Here is a 13612-nt window from a genome sequence, read left to right as displayed (position 1 = left end):
GCCGGGACCCGAGGGGGGTCCCGGCCTGACGCGTACGTATTCCTTATCCGGCGGGTGGTATAGATCACGACCCGTCAACCCCTGGTTACGTTGGCGTAGGTCACGCACGGGGGTGAAGGATGGTGCTTCGTGGCAGCGACGACGACGACACTCAAGACCATCGGCTCGTACGCGGCGATCGGGGACAGCTTCACCGAAGGCGTGGGGGACCCGGGACCCGGGGATTCGCTCCTCGGCTGGGCGGACCGGCTCGCCGTACTCCTGGCCGACCAGCGGGACGAGCACGATTTCCGGTACGCGAACCTGGCCGTGCGCGGCCGGCTCCTCGACCAGATCGTGGCCGAGCAGGTCCCCCGGGCCAAGGCGCTCGCGCCGGACCTCGTGACCTTCTGCGCGGGCGGCAACGACATCATCCGGCCCGGCAGCGACCCCGACGACGTGGCGGAGCGCTTCGAGGCCGCCGTGGCCGACCTCGCCCGGTCCGTCGGCCAGGTCATGATCACCACCGGCTTCGACACCCGCGGGGTACCGGTGCTGCGCCGCATCCGCGGCAAGGTGGCCACGTACAGCGCCCACGTGCGGGCCATCGCCGACCGCTACGACTGCCCGGTGCTGGACCTCTGGTCGCTGAAGTCCGTACAGGACCGGCGGGCCTGGGACGGCGACCGCCTCCACCTGTCGCCCGAGGGCCACACCCGCGTGGCACTGCGCGCCGGGCAGGTGCTCGGCCTGGCCGTACCGACCGACCCGGACCAGCCGTGGCCGCCGCAGCGGCCGCGCGGCTCGGTGGACACGACCCGGGACAACATCCAGTGGGCGCGCGAGCACCTGGTCCCGTGGATCGGGCGGCGGCTGCGCGGGGAGTCCTCCGGGGACCACGTCGCGGCGAAGCGGCCGGACCTGCTGCCGCTGTAGCGGCCGGGCCTGCTGCCGCTGTAGCGGCCGGGCCGGGCCGGAACGCGGTGTCCGGGACGGACGGGCGGGCGGCTCGTGGGACGCACGGGCGGATGCGGAATCCTTCGGGGCCGGTGTGCGTTGGGATGGTGGCAGAGGTCCACCACTCCCGTGCTCCATCGTCCCAGGAGGTGCCTTGACCGGCTCCCGTCCCTTGCGTCCACGGCTGCGCGCCCTGCGGCCCGAAGCCTTCGGCGCGGACCCGTCCGGCGCCCGGCTCGAGCGCATCCGCCGCTCCCCGAACTTCGCCGACGGCGTGTTCCAGAATCCCGTCGGCGCCCGCACCCGGCCCTCCGGCTCGATGAGGGAGTTCGCCAAGATCTACTTCCACAAGGAGCAGCGGCTCCGGCGCAACCCAGGCGCGGCGGTCCCCGTATACCCGACCACCCTCGCCGAACTGGCCAAGCCTCCCGCGAGCGGCCTGCGGCTGACCTGGATGGGGCACTCCAGCGTGCTCGCCGAGATCGGCGGGCGGCGCGTGCTCTTCGACCCGGTCTGGGGCGACCGGTGCTCCCCCTTCCCCTTCGCCGGACCGAAGCGCCTGCACCTGGTGCCGGTGCCGCTGGCCTCGCTGGGGAAGGTCGACGTCGTCGTGATCTCGCACGACCACTACGACCACCTCGACCTTCCGACGATCAAGGACCTCGCCGGTACGGACACGCTCTTCGCCGTCCCGCTGGGCGTCGGCGCGCACCTGGAGCGCTGGGGCGTCCCGGCCGACCGGCTGCGCGAACTGGACTGGAACGAGAGCACCGAGATCGCCGGCCTCACGCTCACGGCGACCCCGGCCCGGCACTTCTGCGGGCGCGGCCTGCGCAACCAGCAGCACACCCTGTGGGCCTCCTGGGTGGTCGCGGGGAAAGGCCACCGGATCTACCACAGCGGGGACACCGGGTACTTCCCCGGCTTCGCGGAGATCGGCGCCGCGCACGGCCCGTTCGACGCGACGATGATCCAGATCGGCGCGTACTCGGAGTACTGGCCCGACATCCACATGACGCCCGAGGAGGGGATGCGCGCCCACCTCGACCTCCAGGGCGGCAACCCGCACGGCACGATGCTCCCCATCCACTGGGGCACCTTCAACCTGGCCCCGCACCCGTGGGACGAGCCCGGCGAGGGCACCCTGGCCGCGGCGCGGGGGGCGGGCGCGGCCATCGCGCTGCCCGTCCCGGGCCAGCCCTTCGAGCCGGGGGCGGCCGACGCGCCGGACCGGCCGTGGTGGCGGCCGTTCGTGCGCACCGTGCCGGCCCAGCCGGGTCGTCCGGCGGCTGCCGCCCGCCCGGCCCCTGCCGCGGCGGCGGAGGCCGGGCCCGGGACGCTGCGGCCGGTGGGACGCGAGGAGTCCGAGACCGTCGGGTCGTGACCGGGCGTCGGCCGCGGGAGCCGGGCTCCCGCGGACCGGGCCCGCGGGGTGGCGGGCGGCCGGCAGCCGCGGCGGCGGTGCCCCGGCGGATTCGGGCGGCTGTACGAGCGCTCCACCGTGAGCGGGAAGCACCCGGGGGAAGTTCCCGAACTGGCGGTCAGGGGCGTGAGGGTGCGGTCTAGCGTGGGTATCCGGTGATCAACACCGGGCCCCGGGAACGCTGGGGGCCGGGCCCCACGTACCGAGGACGCAGATGTCCGGACTCCGCGCCGCCCGCCACTCGCCGTCGAGACACGCCGTCGCCGGCCCCGGCCGGCAGATAAGGCCCCAGCTGCTGCGCGCCGCGATCCTGCCCACCCTCGCCGCCGGGTTCAGCGGGGCGGCCGCGGTCATCTTCACCCTCCAGCTCGGCGGGGGAGCGGGTGAGCGGGACCCCCGGCTGTGGCCCGTGCTCACCGGCTGCACCCTGCTGGTCGTCGGCGCCCTCGCCGCCGCGCTGCTCGGCGCCCAGCGCTCCGCCAAGGCGGTGCGCGACCGGTGCGAGGCGCTGCGCCGGTCCAGCGTGCGCGGCCGGCAGGAACTGCGGTCCGCGGCCGACCGGCTGGAGCGGGGCGAGGCCCCGCCACGACCGGTGCGGGGCGGGGCGACCGCTCCGCCGCACGGCGCCGACCCGGCGGGTGTCGACGAGTTCTGGCTGCTCTCCCAGGAGCTGCGCGGTGCCCGCGAACACGCCCACGCGACGCTCGTGCGCCTGGCCGTACCGGCCGCCCCCTCCGACAGCGAGCGGAAGGTCGAGGTCTTCGTCACCCTGGCCCGGCGGTTGCAGTCCCTCGTGCACCGGGAGATCTCGCTGCTGGACGACCTGGAGGACGCGGTCGAGGACCCGGACCTGCTCAGGGAGCTCTTCCACGTCGACCACCTCGCCACCCGCGTCCGCCGCCACGCCGAGAACCTCGCCGTCCTCGGCGGCGCCGCCCCGCGCCGCCAGTGGACCCGGCCCGTGGACCTGAGCGAGGTGCTCCGCTCCTCGGTCGCGGAGGTCGAGCAGTACGCCCGCGTCAAGGTCGTGCCCCCGGCGGGGGGCAGCGTGCGGGGCCACGCCGTCGCCGATGTGGTGCACCTGCTGGCCGAACTGGTCGAGAACGCCACGGTGTTCTCCGCCCCGGACGCCGATGTGGTGCTGCGCGCCGAGCGGGTCACTGCCGGGATCGCGATCGAGGTGGAGGACCGGGGCCTCGGCATGCCCGCCGCGGAGCAGCACCGGATGAACGCGCTGCTGGGCGACCCCGACCAGGTGGGCCTGCGGCACCTGCTCGCGGATGGGCGCATCGGCCTGTTCGTGGTCTCGGCCCTGGCCCGGCGGCACGGCATCGCCGTCGAGCTCAAATCGAACATCTATGGCGGGCTCCTCGCCGTCCTGGTGCTGCCGCAAGAGCTGTTGGGCGCGGAGGCCCCGAGCGCCGCCGACGCGGCCGGGGGCTCCCGGTCGGCTGGGGGCCGCTCCGGGGACGGCGCGGGGGCGCCGCCGCTGGAGCCCGTGCGGATCGGCCCGCCCCGCCGGGAGTCCCCGGACGGCGGCCCGTCCGAACCCTCTTGGGGGCCGCGGACCGCGCAGGAGCGCCCCGAGCCGTGGGAGACGGGCCGGGAGCCGTGGGAGCCGTCCGGCCCGGCCGGGCCGGACGCCCCGCGGGAACCCCTCACCGGCATCGCGGCCCGGACCCCGTACGGGCGGGCGGAGGACAGCGGCCCGGACCCGCGCCGGGACACGGCCCGGGCCCCGCACCGACCCGGGGCGCCGTACGGCGCCGGTGCCCCGCACGGGAGCGAGGCCCCGCACGGGAGCGAGCCCGCCGCTCGGACGCCGGGGGCTTCGTACGGCGGCGGTCCCTCGTACGGCGCCGACCCCTCGTACGGAGGCGAGCAGCCCCCGTACAGGAGCAAGACCGCTCGGACGCCGGAGCCTTCGTACGGCGCCGACTCCTCGTACGGCACCCCGGGTCCCTGCGCCGCGGCGCCCCCGTTCGGGACCGTACCCGCCGCCCGTGAGGGTGGCGGACGGGCGCCGCTGCCCCGGCGCGAGGCCCAGCAGCACCTCGTCCACCAGCTGCGCCAAGCCCCCGCTCCGCGCCGGTCGCCGGAGGCCGAACAGCCGGTTCACGACGCGGGCCTGATGGCCGCCTTCCAACGGGGCTTCGGCCTCGCCGAGTCCGAGGACCAGGCATGACCCCGATTCCCCACCCGAGCGAGGAGCGCACCCCCATGGGCGGCGAAACGGCGGCGACGACCGGTGAACGGCTCTCGGACCTCGACCGGCTGCTCGGCGGTCTGGTGCAGCGCGTGCCCTACACCCGCAGCGCCCTCCTCCTCACCGCGGACGGGCTCGTGAGCCGTGCGCACGGCCTGGACGCCGACGGCGCCGACCACTTGGCCGCGCTGGCGTCCGGGCTGTACTCCCTGGGCCGCAGCGCCGGTTCCCGCTTCGGCGACGGGGCGGAGGTCCGGCAGGTGGTGGTCGAGTTGGATTCCGCGCTCCTCTTCGTGTCGGCGGCCGGTGCCGGGACCTGCCTGGCCGTCCTTGCCGACCGCGAGGCCGACGCAGGGGTGCTCGGCTACGAGATGGCGGTCTTCGTGAAGGGCGTACGGCCCTACCTGTCGGTCGCGCCGCGGCGGTCCGCCGCCGACCCCGCGTGATGAGCGCCGGCGCGGTGGGGACGTACACGCAGGAGGACCCGTACGGGAGCCCGACCGGACGGGACGCGCCCTGGCTCGACGCCTCGGCGGGCCGGGTGACGCGCCCCTACACCGCGAGCGGAGGGCGGACCCGGCCGGCCGCCGCACTGGAGCCGCTCACGCTGGTGACCGCGACCGGGATCCGGCCCAGGGTCCCGCTCGGCGCGGAGCACGCCCTCGCGCTGCGGCTGTGCGCGGGCACCGCGGCGGTCACGGTCGCCGAGGTGGCCGGACGGCTGCGCCTGCCGGCGGTCGTGGCGAAGGTACTGCTGTCCGACCTGATGGAGTACGGAGCCGTCATGGTGCGGGCACCGGCGTTCCCGGGCGACGACGGCCGGCCCGCCACCGACGACCACTCCCTCCTGCGGGCGGTCCTCGACGGCCTGCGCCGACGCCTGTGAGGCGCAGGGCCCGTCACCCGCGACTTCCCGCACCCGCATCCATATCCGCATCCACATTCACATCCGTGTGCGCGTGTGCCGTGGCGTCGGCTGCCACGTCCACGGCCGCGGCATCGTCCTGGGAGTCGGGGGAACCGTCATGACGTACTACGAACCGACCGGGCACCTGCTGCTCACCCCGGTGGACCGGGAGGCACCCGCACGCGCCGTCCGGCTGCGCGAGCTGGGGCTGGGGGAGCGGACGGACGCCGAGCTGGACGCCTTCGCGCGGCGCGTCGCCGACGTACTGGCCGCACCGTCCGCGGGCGTCAACTTCATCGGCGAGGAACGGCAGTTCTTCGCCGGGCTGCACCACGCGCCCGACGCCCCGCAGAACGACTACCCGGCACGGGTGCTGGCCCGTGACCACGGCTACTGCCCGCACGTGGTGGTCCGGCGCCGGGCGCTGGTGCTGGAGGACGTACGGGACTTCGCGCGCTTCGCGTGCAACGTGGTCGTGGACGGGAGCGGGGTGCGCTCCTATCTGGGTGCGCCGCTCACGGACCGGCGCGGGATCGTGCTGGGCACGGTGTGCGCTGTGGACGTGGTGCCGCGCAGGTGGGGCACCCAGGGGCTGGCCGCCGTCAAGGAGTTGGCGGCGGAGCTGGTGGCGCTGGTCCACGAGCGGGAGGACCGGCGCGGCTGAGCGTCGCCGGAGCGGGGCCCGTTGTCAGAGGCGGCGGCTACGGTCGACGGACCGGGATCGACCGGAGGCCGGACCGGGGCGTGCTCCCCGAGCGGCAGCCGGGGATCCGCACGCGAAGTCGCGAGAGGAGCCGCGGGGATGGCCACGACCGCGCAGGACGTCCGCACGATCGCACTGTCCCTCCCGGACAGCACCGAGAAGCCCGCCTGGGGCATGGCGACCTTCCGGGTCGGGGGGAAGATCTTCGCCGCGCTCGCGGACGACGACGCCTCCGTCGGGGTGAAGTGTCCCAAGGAGGAACGGGCCGGGCTGATCGCGGCGGAGCCGGAGAAGTTCTTCGTCCGCGAGGGCCACGACGACAGCTACGCGTGGCTCCGGGTCCGCCTCGCGGCCGTACGGGACGGGGCGGAGCTGCGGACGATCCTGACGGACTCCTGGCGCCAGGCGGCACCGAAGCGGCTGGCCGCGGCCCATCCGGAACTGGGCGCGAACCGGGGCGGTGACGCGGACACGGGCTGACGGGCGGGGGCGGGTCGGGGGCGGCAGGACCGCGCTCTGCGCCCCCGCACGTGGGGCGGCCGAAGGGGCGGCGGCCGGGGGGGGGCGGAACGGAGAGGATACGGCCCGCACCCGGAGGGTGCGCCCGCACGGCACGGCACGGCACGGCACGGCACGGCCCGTCGTCGTTTCGGCGTAGCGCCTTCGCCGGTCAGCGCACCGAGGGGGGCGCGGGCGCGAGGAAGCCGGTGATCCGCTGTCGCAGGCCCCGCGGGTCCAGACCGTGCGCGGCGATGTGCTCGTCCATGGTGCCGTAGCGGCGCAGCTCGGCGCGGCCCACACCCAGCCCCAGCACCCGGTGGGGCACGTGGGCCAGGGCGTGGCCCGCCGCAGCCGCCGAGGTGCCGGCCAGGTAGGGCTCCACGAGGACCACGGCGGGCGCCGCCCGTCCGACGGCTCCGCGGAGGGCGTCGCCGTCGAAGGGACGCACCGTCGGCGCGTACAGCACCGTCAGATCGAGGCCCTCGGCCGCGGCCAGTACGGCGTCGAGGAGCGGGCCGACGGCGACCACCACGCCCGCGCCTCCCCGGCGCACGGTCAGGAAACCCGACCGCCCCACGGGCCGCGGCGCTGCGTTCGACTGCTGGGAGAGCCGTACGTACACCTTGTCGTCTCCGGCGGCAAAGGCGTGCCGCAACAGTGCCTCCGCCTCGTCCGGGTGGCCCGGTACGTGCACCGTCCAGCCGTCGAGGGTGTCCAGGAGGGCCACGTCACCCGGGGCCATGTGGGTGAACCCGCCGGCCGGCCAGTCGTAGCTCCCGTTCGCGCTGACCAGCACCCCGCCCGTGCCCTGATGCCCGAAGTCCAGCTTGACCTGCTCGAACGGCCGCTCCACGAGGAAGCTGGCGAAGGTGTGGACGACCGGACGCAGCCCGGTCAGTGCCAATCCGCCGCCGACGCCGATCAGGAGCTGCTCCCGAATCCCCACGTTGATCACCCGATCGGGGTGGCGCCGCCGGGCGGGCAGGAAGCCGTCCGCGGTGATGTCGGCGAGCACGACGGCGAGCCGAGGGTCCTCGTCCAGCAGGTGCGACGTGACCGAGATGAAGCGTTCCCGCATGGTGTCCACGGCGGTTCCCGTCCCCTGTTCCTGTTCCTGTTGCTGTCCCGGTGCGCGGTGCTGCCACGGCCCGGCTGTGCGGGCGTCCCGCCGACCGGTCACTTCTTCTTCTCCACGCGTGCGACCACCGCGTGCGGCCGTCCGGGGTGCGGTGCGGTGAAGGCGGCGTACAGCGCGGCGTGGTCCCGCCCGTCCACGGTCGCCGTGGACCAGCCGGCCGCCTCGAAGCGGGCGGCGATCCCGCCGGGCCAGCCGTGCGTGGCGGAGTCGTTGTCGACCACCACCGTGTGCAGCCGCTCCAGCCCGGCCGAACCCGCGAAGGCGAGTGCCTCGTGGTTGCTGCCCTCGTCCAGCTCGGCGTCCCCGATCAGCACCCATACCGCCGGCCCGTCCAGCCCCTGGGCGCGCAGCCCCAGCGCGCTCCCCACGGCGAGGGGCAGGCCGTGCCCGAGCGATCCGCTGGCGATCTCGACACCGGGGACCAGCGTGCGGTCCGGGTGGTGCCCGAGGGGGGAGTCGTAGGAGCCGAAGCCGGTCAGCCAGTCGACGGGGAAGAAACCCTTGGCGGCGAGCACGGCGTAGTACGCCATCGGCCCGTGGCCCTTGGACAGGAGGAACCGGTCCCGCCCGGGGTCCTCGGTGCCCGTGGGCGCCACCCGCAGCACGCGGTCGTAGAGCACCCACAGCACGTCGAGGGTGGAGTGGGCGGCGGGGCCATGCTTCTCGGCCCCGGTCATGAGCCCGATGAGACGGTCCAGGTCCTCGTGGCGGAACCCGGCGTCCGCGGTTGCCTGTGTCATGCACCGATCGTGCAACCTCAAGTCGACTCGAGGTCAAGGCCTCGGAGCCGGGGCTGCCGGGAACGAAAAGGTGCGCGCGACCACCCGGTGAAGTGCGGTATTGTTCTCCTGCGCGTTCAACCAGGGGAAACCCCAGGTCAACGGGCATCGGGACGTGGCGCAGCTTGGTAGCGCACTTGACTGGGGGTCAAGGGGTCGCAGGTTCAAATCCTGTCGTCCCGACTCGAAAGAGTCGCAGGTCGGGGGCCGTTCAGAGCAATCTGAAACGGCCCCTTGATCATTTTTGGGGACCACTTGGGGACCAGCGCGCTTGACCGCGTCAGTCGGCGTGGCGATCGGCACTGGCAGGGACCGCGGGGCCCGCAGCACGCTGAGGTGTGCGGACAGCGCCGCGTCGGCGGCGGTGATCTTGTGGACGTCGGGGTGCAGGTAGCGCTGCGTGGTCGTGAGCGAACCGTGCCCGGCGATCCTGTGCACAACGTGCACTTGGACCCCGGTACCCCGTCGGTCGTCGGCCAGGTGTTGCCTTCTCTTTCTGGTCGCCGAACATGCAGTTGTGGTGTTCGCCAGAGGTCAACGGGCGAGGAACTCGACCGCGAGGGGGCGAACTGCTGGTGGTGCTGGAAGATGCCGCCGTGGCCGGAGTCGGGGTAGATGATCAGCTCGCTGTCCTTGATGCGTCGGTGCAGGTCCTCGGAGAGGACCGAAGGCACCATGCGGTCGTTGTCGCCATTGGCGATCAGGGTGGATTGGGCGAGCTGCGACAGGTCGTCGGGGGTGGAGCGCCCCCATTTCTTGATCGCCTTCAGCTGCGTCTGGAACGCCTTGATCTTGATCTTCGCATCGCGGTCGGCAGTGCGCTCTTTGAGCCGGTTGACGAACGCGCGCGCGGCGAGCTTGCCGGTGGTGTTGCGGTTGAAGAACAGGAATTCCTTGGGGTCCGACCGGGTCAGGGTGGCGCGCAGCATGTCCCAGTACGTGATGGCGGCGACCTTGTCGATGTCCTTGCCGCCCTTGGGGCCTGTGCCGGTGAGGACGAGTTTGCGGACGAGCTCGGGGTGCTTCGCCACCAGGGCCTGGGCGATGAAGCCGCCGAGGGAGAAGGAGAAGACGTCGATCTTGTCGAAGCCGAGCGCCGTGATGAAGGTGTAGGCGTTATCAGCCATCGCCTCGATGCTGTCCGGCACCTGGCCGGTGGAGGCCCCGACACCGCGCTGGTCGAAGGCGATGACGTGACGGCCCTTCGCGATGGGGTCGACGATGCGCGGGTCCCAGTTGTCCAGGGTCGCGGCGAGGTGCGCGAAGAACACGACGGGGACGCCGCCCTTGGGTCCCAGCTCGCGGAAAGCGTAGGTGACGCCGCCGGCGGTGACGGTGCGGGTCGGGGCATGGGCGTACGAGGTGATGACGGGTTCGTTCGGGGTGCCGGTGCCGCTCATGATGGTCTCTCCCGGTCTGCTTCTGGTCGCCCGCCGCGGGGTGGTGGCGGGTTCGCTGGGGCCGATGACGGCCCTGCCGAAGCCGGGCGCCAGGTCCGTGACCAGGCGCATCACGGCCTGCTGGGCGTGGACGGTGAACTGGTGGAGCTGGTCGGTGTCGGCAGGTCTGCCCTACGTCATGGAGACGACGACCTTGCCGGCCTTCGCCCGGCCCTTTTCGACGTACTCCATGGCGTGGAGGGTGTCGTCGAACGGGAAGACGGTGTCGACGACGGGGCGGATCTTCCCGGTGTCGATGAGGGGGGTGAGTTCCCGCAACTGGTCTCCACTGGCCTTCATGAACAGGAAGGAGTACGTCACGCCCAGGCGCTTGGCCTGGCGGCGGGTCTTGGAACTGAGCGCGGTCATGGCCAGGCGGAGGACCGGGTTCGCGCCTAGTTCACGGGCGAAGGCCGGGTCGGGCGGGCCCGCGACACTGATGGCGATGCCGCCGGGCCTGAGGACACGCAACGACCTGGCCAGGTTGTCGCCACCGAGGCTGTCGAGGACGACGTCGTAGCCGTCGAGGATCTCGGTGAAGTCCTGGGTGCGGTAGTCGATGACTTCGTCTGCGCCGAGGTTCTTGACCAGGTCGACCTTGGCGGTGCTCGCGGTGGTGGCCACGTGCGCGCCGAGTTCCTTGGCCAGCTGGACGGCGATGGAGCCGAGGCCGCCGGCGCCCGCGTGGATGAGGACCTTCTGACCCGGCCGTACGCGGGCGCGCTCGACCAGTGCCTGCCATGCGGTCAGGGCGACCAGGGGCAGGGAGGCGGCCTCGGTCATGGTGAGGGTGGCGGGTTTGGGCGCCAGGTCGTTCTGGTGGACTGCGAGGAGTTCGGCGAAGGTGCCGATGCGGTCCTTGTCGGGCCGGGCGTAGACCTCGTCGCCCACCGCGAAGCGCGTGACGGAGGACCCGACCTGCAGGACCTCTCCGGCGAGGTCGTTGCCCAGGACGAGGGGAAGGCGGTAGGGCATGAACGCCTTGAAGTCCCCGTTGCGGATCCTGAGGTCCAGCGGGTTGACGCCCGCCGCGTGGATCCTGACCAGGACGTCGTCGGCGCCCACCTGCGGGTCGGGCATTCGGCGGCGCGCATCCCCGCCCGACCGCCGTACTTCTCGACCATGAAGGCCCTCATCGTCGTCTCCGTTTCGTGTCCCGTCCGTGGGAGGGGGCGGGGGCTCTGCTCGCCCCGGGCTTCTCCCCGTACGAGATGGTTTGTGCTGTTTTCCTGGCTGCGGCTGGGCGCACCGCGTCCTCAGTCGCAGCCGGTGAGGCCACCGACAGGGGCGGGGACGCGGTCGCCGCGCCTCCCTGGAGGCGGTGCAGGGAGGCGTCGATCCCTTCATGGGGCGCGCCGAGCGGCACTGCGCTGACCTCGGCCAGTCGGGTACTGCGCGTTGGTCGGCTGGACGTCGAGGGCGCCGAGGTAGCTGTCGAGCTGGGCAAGGTTGCGCGGGCCGATGATCGGGACCAGCGTGGCCACGGAGCGGGCGGCGCGCTCGCGCATTCAGGCCACCGCCACCTGGGCGGGTGTCGAGCCGATCTCCTGGGTGACGGCCAGGACGAAATGGTCGCGGTCGGCGGAGATCAGCCTTCCGGTCGGTTCCTCCGACGCGCCGAACTGGTAGACGTCCGCGCTGTCGAGGAAGGTGCCGCCGGCCTCGGCGAACCGGTCGAAGATCCGGCGTGCCTCGTCCGGCTCGGCGCCCGCGCCCCAGTCGGTGCCGAAGTTCGCAGTGCCGAGCGCGTACTCGGACACGCGCAGTCCGGTCCGGTGTCCGAAGGTCGCATAACGCATGAAAGGTCCTTGCGCGAGGGGTGGGAAGGGGGTGCGCCGCGGTGGCGGGGTGAGCGTCAGACTGCGTTCGGCTGGGGTGCCGCGGACAGGCTCTGCTTGACGTACCGGCTGGTCTCGGCGGCGAGGATCTCGGGCAGGCCGGTCTCGATGCCGTACAGGGCCTGGGCCGCGACGTCGGCGGCGGCGGCCTTCTGGTCGGCGGGCACGCCGGCGGCCATGTCGGTGTCCATGTAGCCGACGTGCAGCGCCGAGACGGCGATGCCCCGGGGCGCCAGCTCCTCACGGGTCGCGTCACTCAGCGCCCAGGCGGCGGCCTTGGAGGCCGCGTAGGAGCCGAGGCCGGCCGGGTGGAACCAGGACAGGGCGGACAGGACGTTGAGTACGGCGCCGCCGCCGTTGCCCTCGATGACGGGGGCGAAGGCGCGGGTCGCGGCGAGGGGGCCGAAGAAGTTGGTCTCCATCTCCCGGCGCACCTCATCGGTGTCGCCTCCGATCAGCGTCGCGCCGGTGGAGATGCCCGCGTTGTTGATCAGCAGGGTCGCATCCGACGCGATGCGGGCGCTCTCCCGTATCGACGCCTCGTCCGTCACGTCGAGGCGCAGCGGGACGGTGCCCGGCACGTCGACCGTCTCGGGGCGGCGGGCCGCCGCGTACACCTTCGCGCCGCGCTCCACGAGCTGGGCGGCCAGGTGCCGTCCGAGGCCTCGGTTGGCGCCGGTGACGACCGCAACCGCGTTCTTCAGTTCCATGCCTGCTCCCGGTCTTCGGCGGGCGCCGTCGAGTCGCACGCCCATGTTTAGATTACGAACCCAATCTAAGCATGGGGATATGATAGATGCCAGTCGACATCCAAATGGGAGGTGGCCATGGGCCGCGTATCGCAGGCGCAGGCGCAGGAGAACCGCAGGCGGGTGGTGGACACCGCCTCCCGGCTGTTCCGGGAGCAGGGCACCCAGGTGAGCGTCGCCGACCTCATGAAGGCGCCGGCTTGACCCACGGCGGCTTCTACAAGCGGTTCGCCTCCAAGGAGGCGCTCGTCGACGAGGCGACCGCCCACGCCTTCGCTGAGCTCGCCCGGCGCCATACGGCCGGGCTTGAGCAGTACGACGGGCAGCGGGATACCGCTCAGCGGGCCCTGATCGACGCCTACCTCTCCGTCGAGCACCGTGACGATCCGGCGGGCGGCTGCCCGGTCGCGGCCCTCGCCGTCGACGTCGCACGCGGGGATGAGGACTGCGAGGCCCGTCGCACCTACACCGAGGGGGTGGCCGACTTCGCCGCGTTCCTCGCCCCGGTCGCTGCCGCCGGGGAGGGCGAGGACGGCATCGCCCGGCTGTGCACCTTGTTCGGTGCGCTGGTGCTGTCCCGGGCCACCGCGGGTTCCCCATTCTCCGAGGAGATCCTCACCGCCGCGCACGCGGCCCTGACGGAAGCCGGCTGACCGGGGCCAAAGCCCCTGGCACCGCGCACGTGTGCGTGCCGGTCGCACCCACCGTCGAACACCGCGGGCACCCGCGAGGGGCTGTGATCACCCCCGGTTCGGCGGTAGCGCTGCCGGCCGGAGCGGCACCGGCGTCAGCGCGGCAGTACGACCGCCGGCTGGTCTCGGATGTCACGCAGGATCTCGTCCTGAAGGGCGGCGAAGTAGGCGTGGCCTGGCCGACGGCTTCGGGGTATGCCTCGCGCTTGGCGTGTTCGGCGAGCGCCCGGTAGATGCTGGCGGCAGAGGGGTCGTGTCCCTTGCGCTTGCCGGTGGGGATGATCAGGTCGGGCTGGATCTG

12 protein-coding genes, 1 tRNA gene and 2 pseudogenes are annotated in these 13612 nt (G+C 73.2%); 9 read left to right on the top strand and 6 right to left on the bottom strand.

Going from position 1 to position 13612, the window contains the following annotated elements:
* Positions 1 to 129 precede the first annotated feature (129 nt).
* The 7 genes from ACFWU6_RS10190 to ACFWU6_RS10160 all read left to right on the top strand — a co-directional run bounded on the left by ACFWU6_RS10190 (position 130) and on the right by ACFWU6_RS10160 (position 6655).
* The gene (locus tag ACFWU6_RS10190; protein WP_383798704.1) at positions 130 to 915 is read left to right on the top strand and encodes an SGNH/GDSL hydrolase family protein; all 786 of its coding nucleotides are present in this window, start codon (positions 130 to 132) and stop codon (positions 913 to 915) included.
* Between the two features lie 175 nt (positions 916 to 1090).
* A complete protein-coding gene (locus tag ACFWU6_RS10185) occupies positions 1091 to 2320 on the top strand; it encodes an MBL fold metallo-hydrolase (protein WP_383980177.1) in 1230 nt (409 codons plus the stop codon).
* A gap of 253 nt (positions 2321 to 2573) precedes the next feature.
* Complete coding sequence (locus ACFWU6_RS10180) at positions 2574 to 4544, top strand: ATP-binding protein (RefSeq protein ID WP_383980174.1); 1971 nt, start codon at positions 2574 to 2576, stop codon at positions 4542 to 4544.
* 35 nt (positions 4545 to 4579) lie between these two features.
* Positions 4580 to 5011, top strand: a complete 432-nt coding sequence (locus tag ACFWU6_RS10175) for a roadblock/LC7 domain-containing protein (protein ID WP_383980203.1) — start codon at positions 4580 to 4582, stop codon at positions 5009 to 5011.
* Complete coding sequence (locus tag ACFWU6_RS10170; RefSeq protein ID WP_383980170.1) at positions 5011 to 5451, top strand: DUF742 domain-containing protein; 441 nt, start codon at positions 5011 to 5013, stop codon at positions 5449 to 5451. The genes ACFWU6_RS10175 and ACFWU6_RS10170 overlap by 1 nt, the downstream gene beginning before the upstream one ends.
* A gap of 139 nt (positions 5452 to 5590) precedes the next feature.
* Positions 5591 to 6136, top strand: coding sequence for a GAF domain-containing protein (locus ACFWU6_RS10165; RefSeq protein WP_383980166.1), 546 nt, complete (start codon positions 5591 to 5593; stop codon positions 6134 to 6136).
* 138 nt (positions 6137 to 6274) lie between these two features.
* Positions 6275 to 6655, top strand: a complete 381-nt coding sequence (locus ACFWU6_RS10160; RefSeq protein ID WP_383980160.1) for an MmcQ/YjbR family DNA-binding protein — start codon at positions 6275 to 6277, stop codon at positions 6653 to 6655.
* Between the two features lie 190 nt (positions 6656 to 6845).
* Here the strand turns inward: ACFWU6_RS10160 and ACFWU6_RS10155 are convergent, their stop codons facing one another.
* Complete coding sequence (locus tag ACFWU6_RS10155) at positions 6846 to 7763, bottom strand: transketolase family protein (RefSeq protein WP_383980156.1); 918 nt, start codon at positions 7761 to 7763, stop codon at positions 6846 to 6848.
* An 89-nt stretch (positions 7764 to 7852) separates the two neighbouring features.
* Positions 7853 to 8554 carry a transketolase gene (locus ACFWU6_RS10150; protein WP_383980152.1) on the bottom strand — a complete coding sequence of 234 codons (702 nt, stop codon included), beginning with the start codon at positions 8552 to 8554 and terminating at the stop codon, positions 7853 to 7855.
* A 148-nt stretch (positions 8555 to 8702) separates the two neighbouring features.
* Here ACFWU6_RS10150 and ACFWU6_RS10145 point away from each other — a divergent pair.
* Positions 8703 to 8776 (top strand) — tRNA-Pro (locus tag ACFWU6_RS10145).
* Here the strand turns inward: ACFWU6_RS10145 and ACFWU6_RS10140 are convergent.
* From ACFWU6_RS10140 to ACFWU6_RS10125, 4 genes and pseudogenes are all read right to left on the bottom strand, one after another.
* A complete protein-coding gene (locus tag ACFWU6_RS10140) occupies positions 8758 to 10104 on the bottom strand; it encodes an alpha/beta fold hydrolase (RefSeq protein WP_383980148.1) in 1347 nt (448 codons plus the stop codon). The genes ACFWU6_RS10145 and ACFWU6_RS10140 overlap by 19 nt on opposite strands.
* A gap of 60 nt (positions 10105 to 10164) precedes the next feature.
* Positions 10165 to 11168 (bottom strand): annotated as a pseudogene (locus tag ACFWU6_RS10135) (NADP-dependent oxidoreductase).
* 372 nt (positions 11169 to 11540) lie between these two features.
* The gene (locus tag ACFWU6_RS10130) at positions 11541 to 11831 is read right to left on the bottom strand and encodes an aldo/keto reductase (protein WP_383980145.1); all 291 of its coding nucleotides are present in this window, start codon (positions 11829 to 11831) and stop codon (positions 11541 to 11543) included.
* 56 nt (positions 11832 to 11887) lie between these two features.
* On the bottom strand, positions 11888 to 12580 hold the full coding sequence (locus ACFWU6_RS10125) for an SDR family oxidoreductase (RefSeq protein WP_383980140.1): 693 nt from the start codon (positions 12578 to 12580) through the stop codon (positions 11888 to 11890).
* Between the two features lie 117 nt (positions 12581 to 12697).
* Here ACFWU6_RS10125 and ACFWU6_RS10120 point away from each other — a divergent pair.
* A pseudogene (locus tag ACFWU6_RS10120) lies at positions 12698 to 13272 on the top strand (TetR/AcrR family transcriptional regulator).
* The last annotated feature ends 340 nt before the right edge of the window (positions 13273 to 13612 follow it).

It is taken from the genome of Streptomyces sp. NPDC058674, assembly GCF_042716505.1.
Classification (GTDB): Bacteria; Actinomycetota; Actinomycetes; order Streptomycetales; family Streptomycetaceae; genus Streptomyces.
This window is presented reverse-complemented; position numbering and strand designations above follow the sequence as displayed.

What these genes read in the sequence shown, in the direction of transcription:
- ACFWU6_RS10165 (WP_383980166.1), top strand. Translation starts at nt 5,591, where the DNA reads ATGACGTACTACGAACCGACCGGGCACCTGCTGCTCACCCCGGTGGAC.
- ACFWU6_RS10180 (WP_383980174.1), top strand. Translation starts at nt 2,574, where the DNA reads ATGTCCGGACTCCGCGCCGCCCGCCACTCGCCGTCGAGACACGCCGTC.
- ACFWU6_RS10175 (WP_383980203.1), top strand. Translation starts at nt 4,580, where the DNA reads ATGGGCGGCGAAACGGCGGCGACGACCGGTGAACGGCTCTCGGACCTC.
- ACFWU6_RS10130 (WP_383980145.1), bottom strand. Translation starts at nt 11,831, where the DNA reads ATGCGTTATGCGACCTTCGGACACCGGACCGGACTGCGCGTGTCCGAG.
- ACFWU6_RS10150 (WP_383980152.1), bottom strand. Translation starts at nt 8,554, where the DNA reads ATGACACAGGCAACCGCGGACGCCGGGTTCCGCCACGAGGACCTGGAC.
- ACFWU6_RS10160 (WP_383980160.1), top strand. Translation starts at nt 6,275, where the DNA reads ATGGCCACGACCGCGCAGGACGTCCGCACGATCGCACTGTCCCTCCCG.
- ACFWU6_RS10170 (WP_383980170.1), top strand. Translation starts at nt 5,011, where the DNA reads ATGAGCGCCGGCGCGGTGGGGACGTACACGCAGGAGGACCCGTACGGG.
- ACFWU6_RS10140 (WP_383980148.1), bottom strand. Translation starts at nt 10,104, where the DNA reads ATGCGCCTGGTCACGGACCTGGCGCCCGGCTTCGGCAGGGCCGTCATC.
- ACFWU6_RS10125 (WP_383980140.1), bottom strand. Translation starts at nt 12,580, where the DNA reads ATGGAACTGAAGAACGCGGTTGCGGTCGTCACCGGCGCCAACCGAGGC.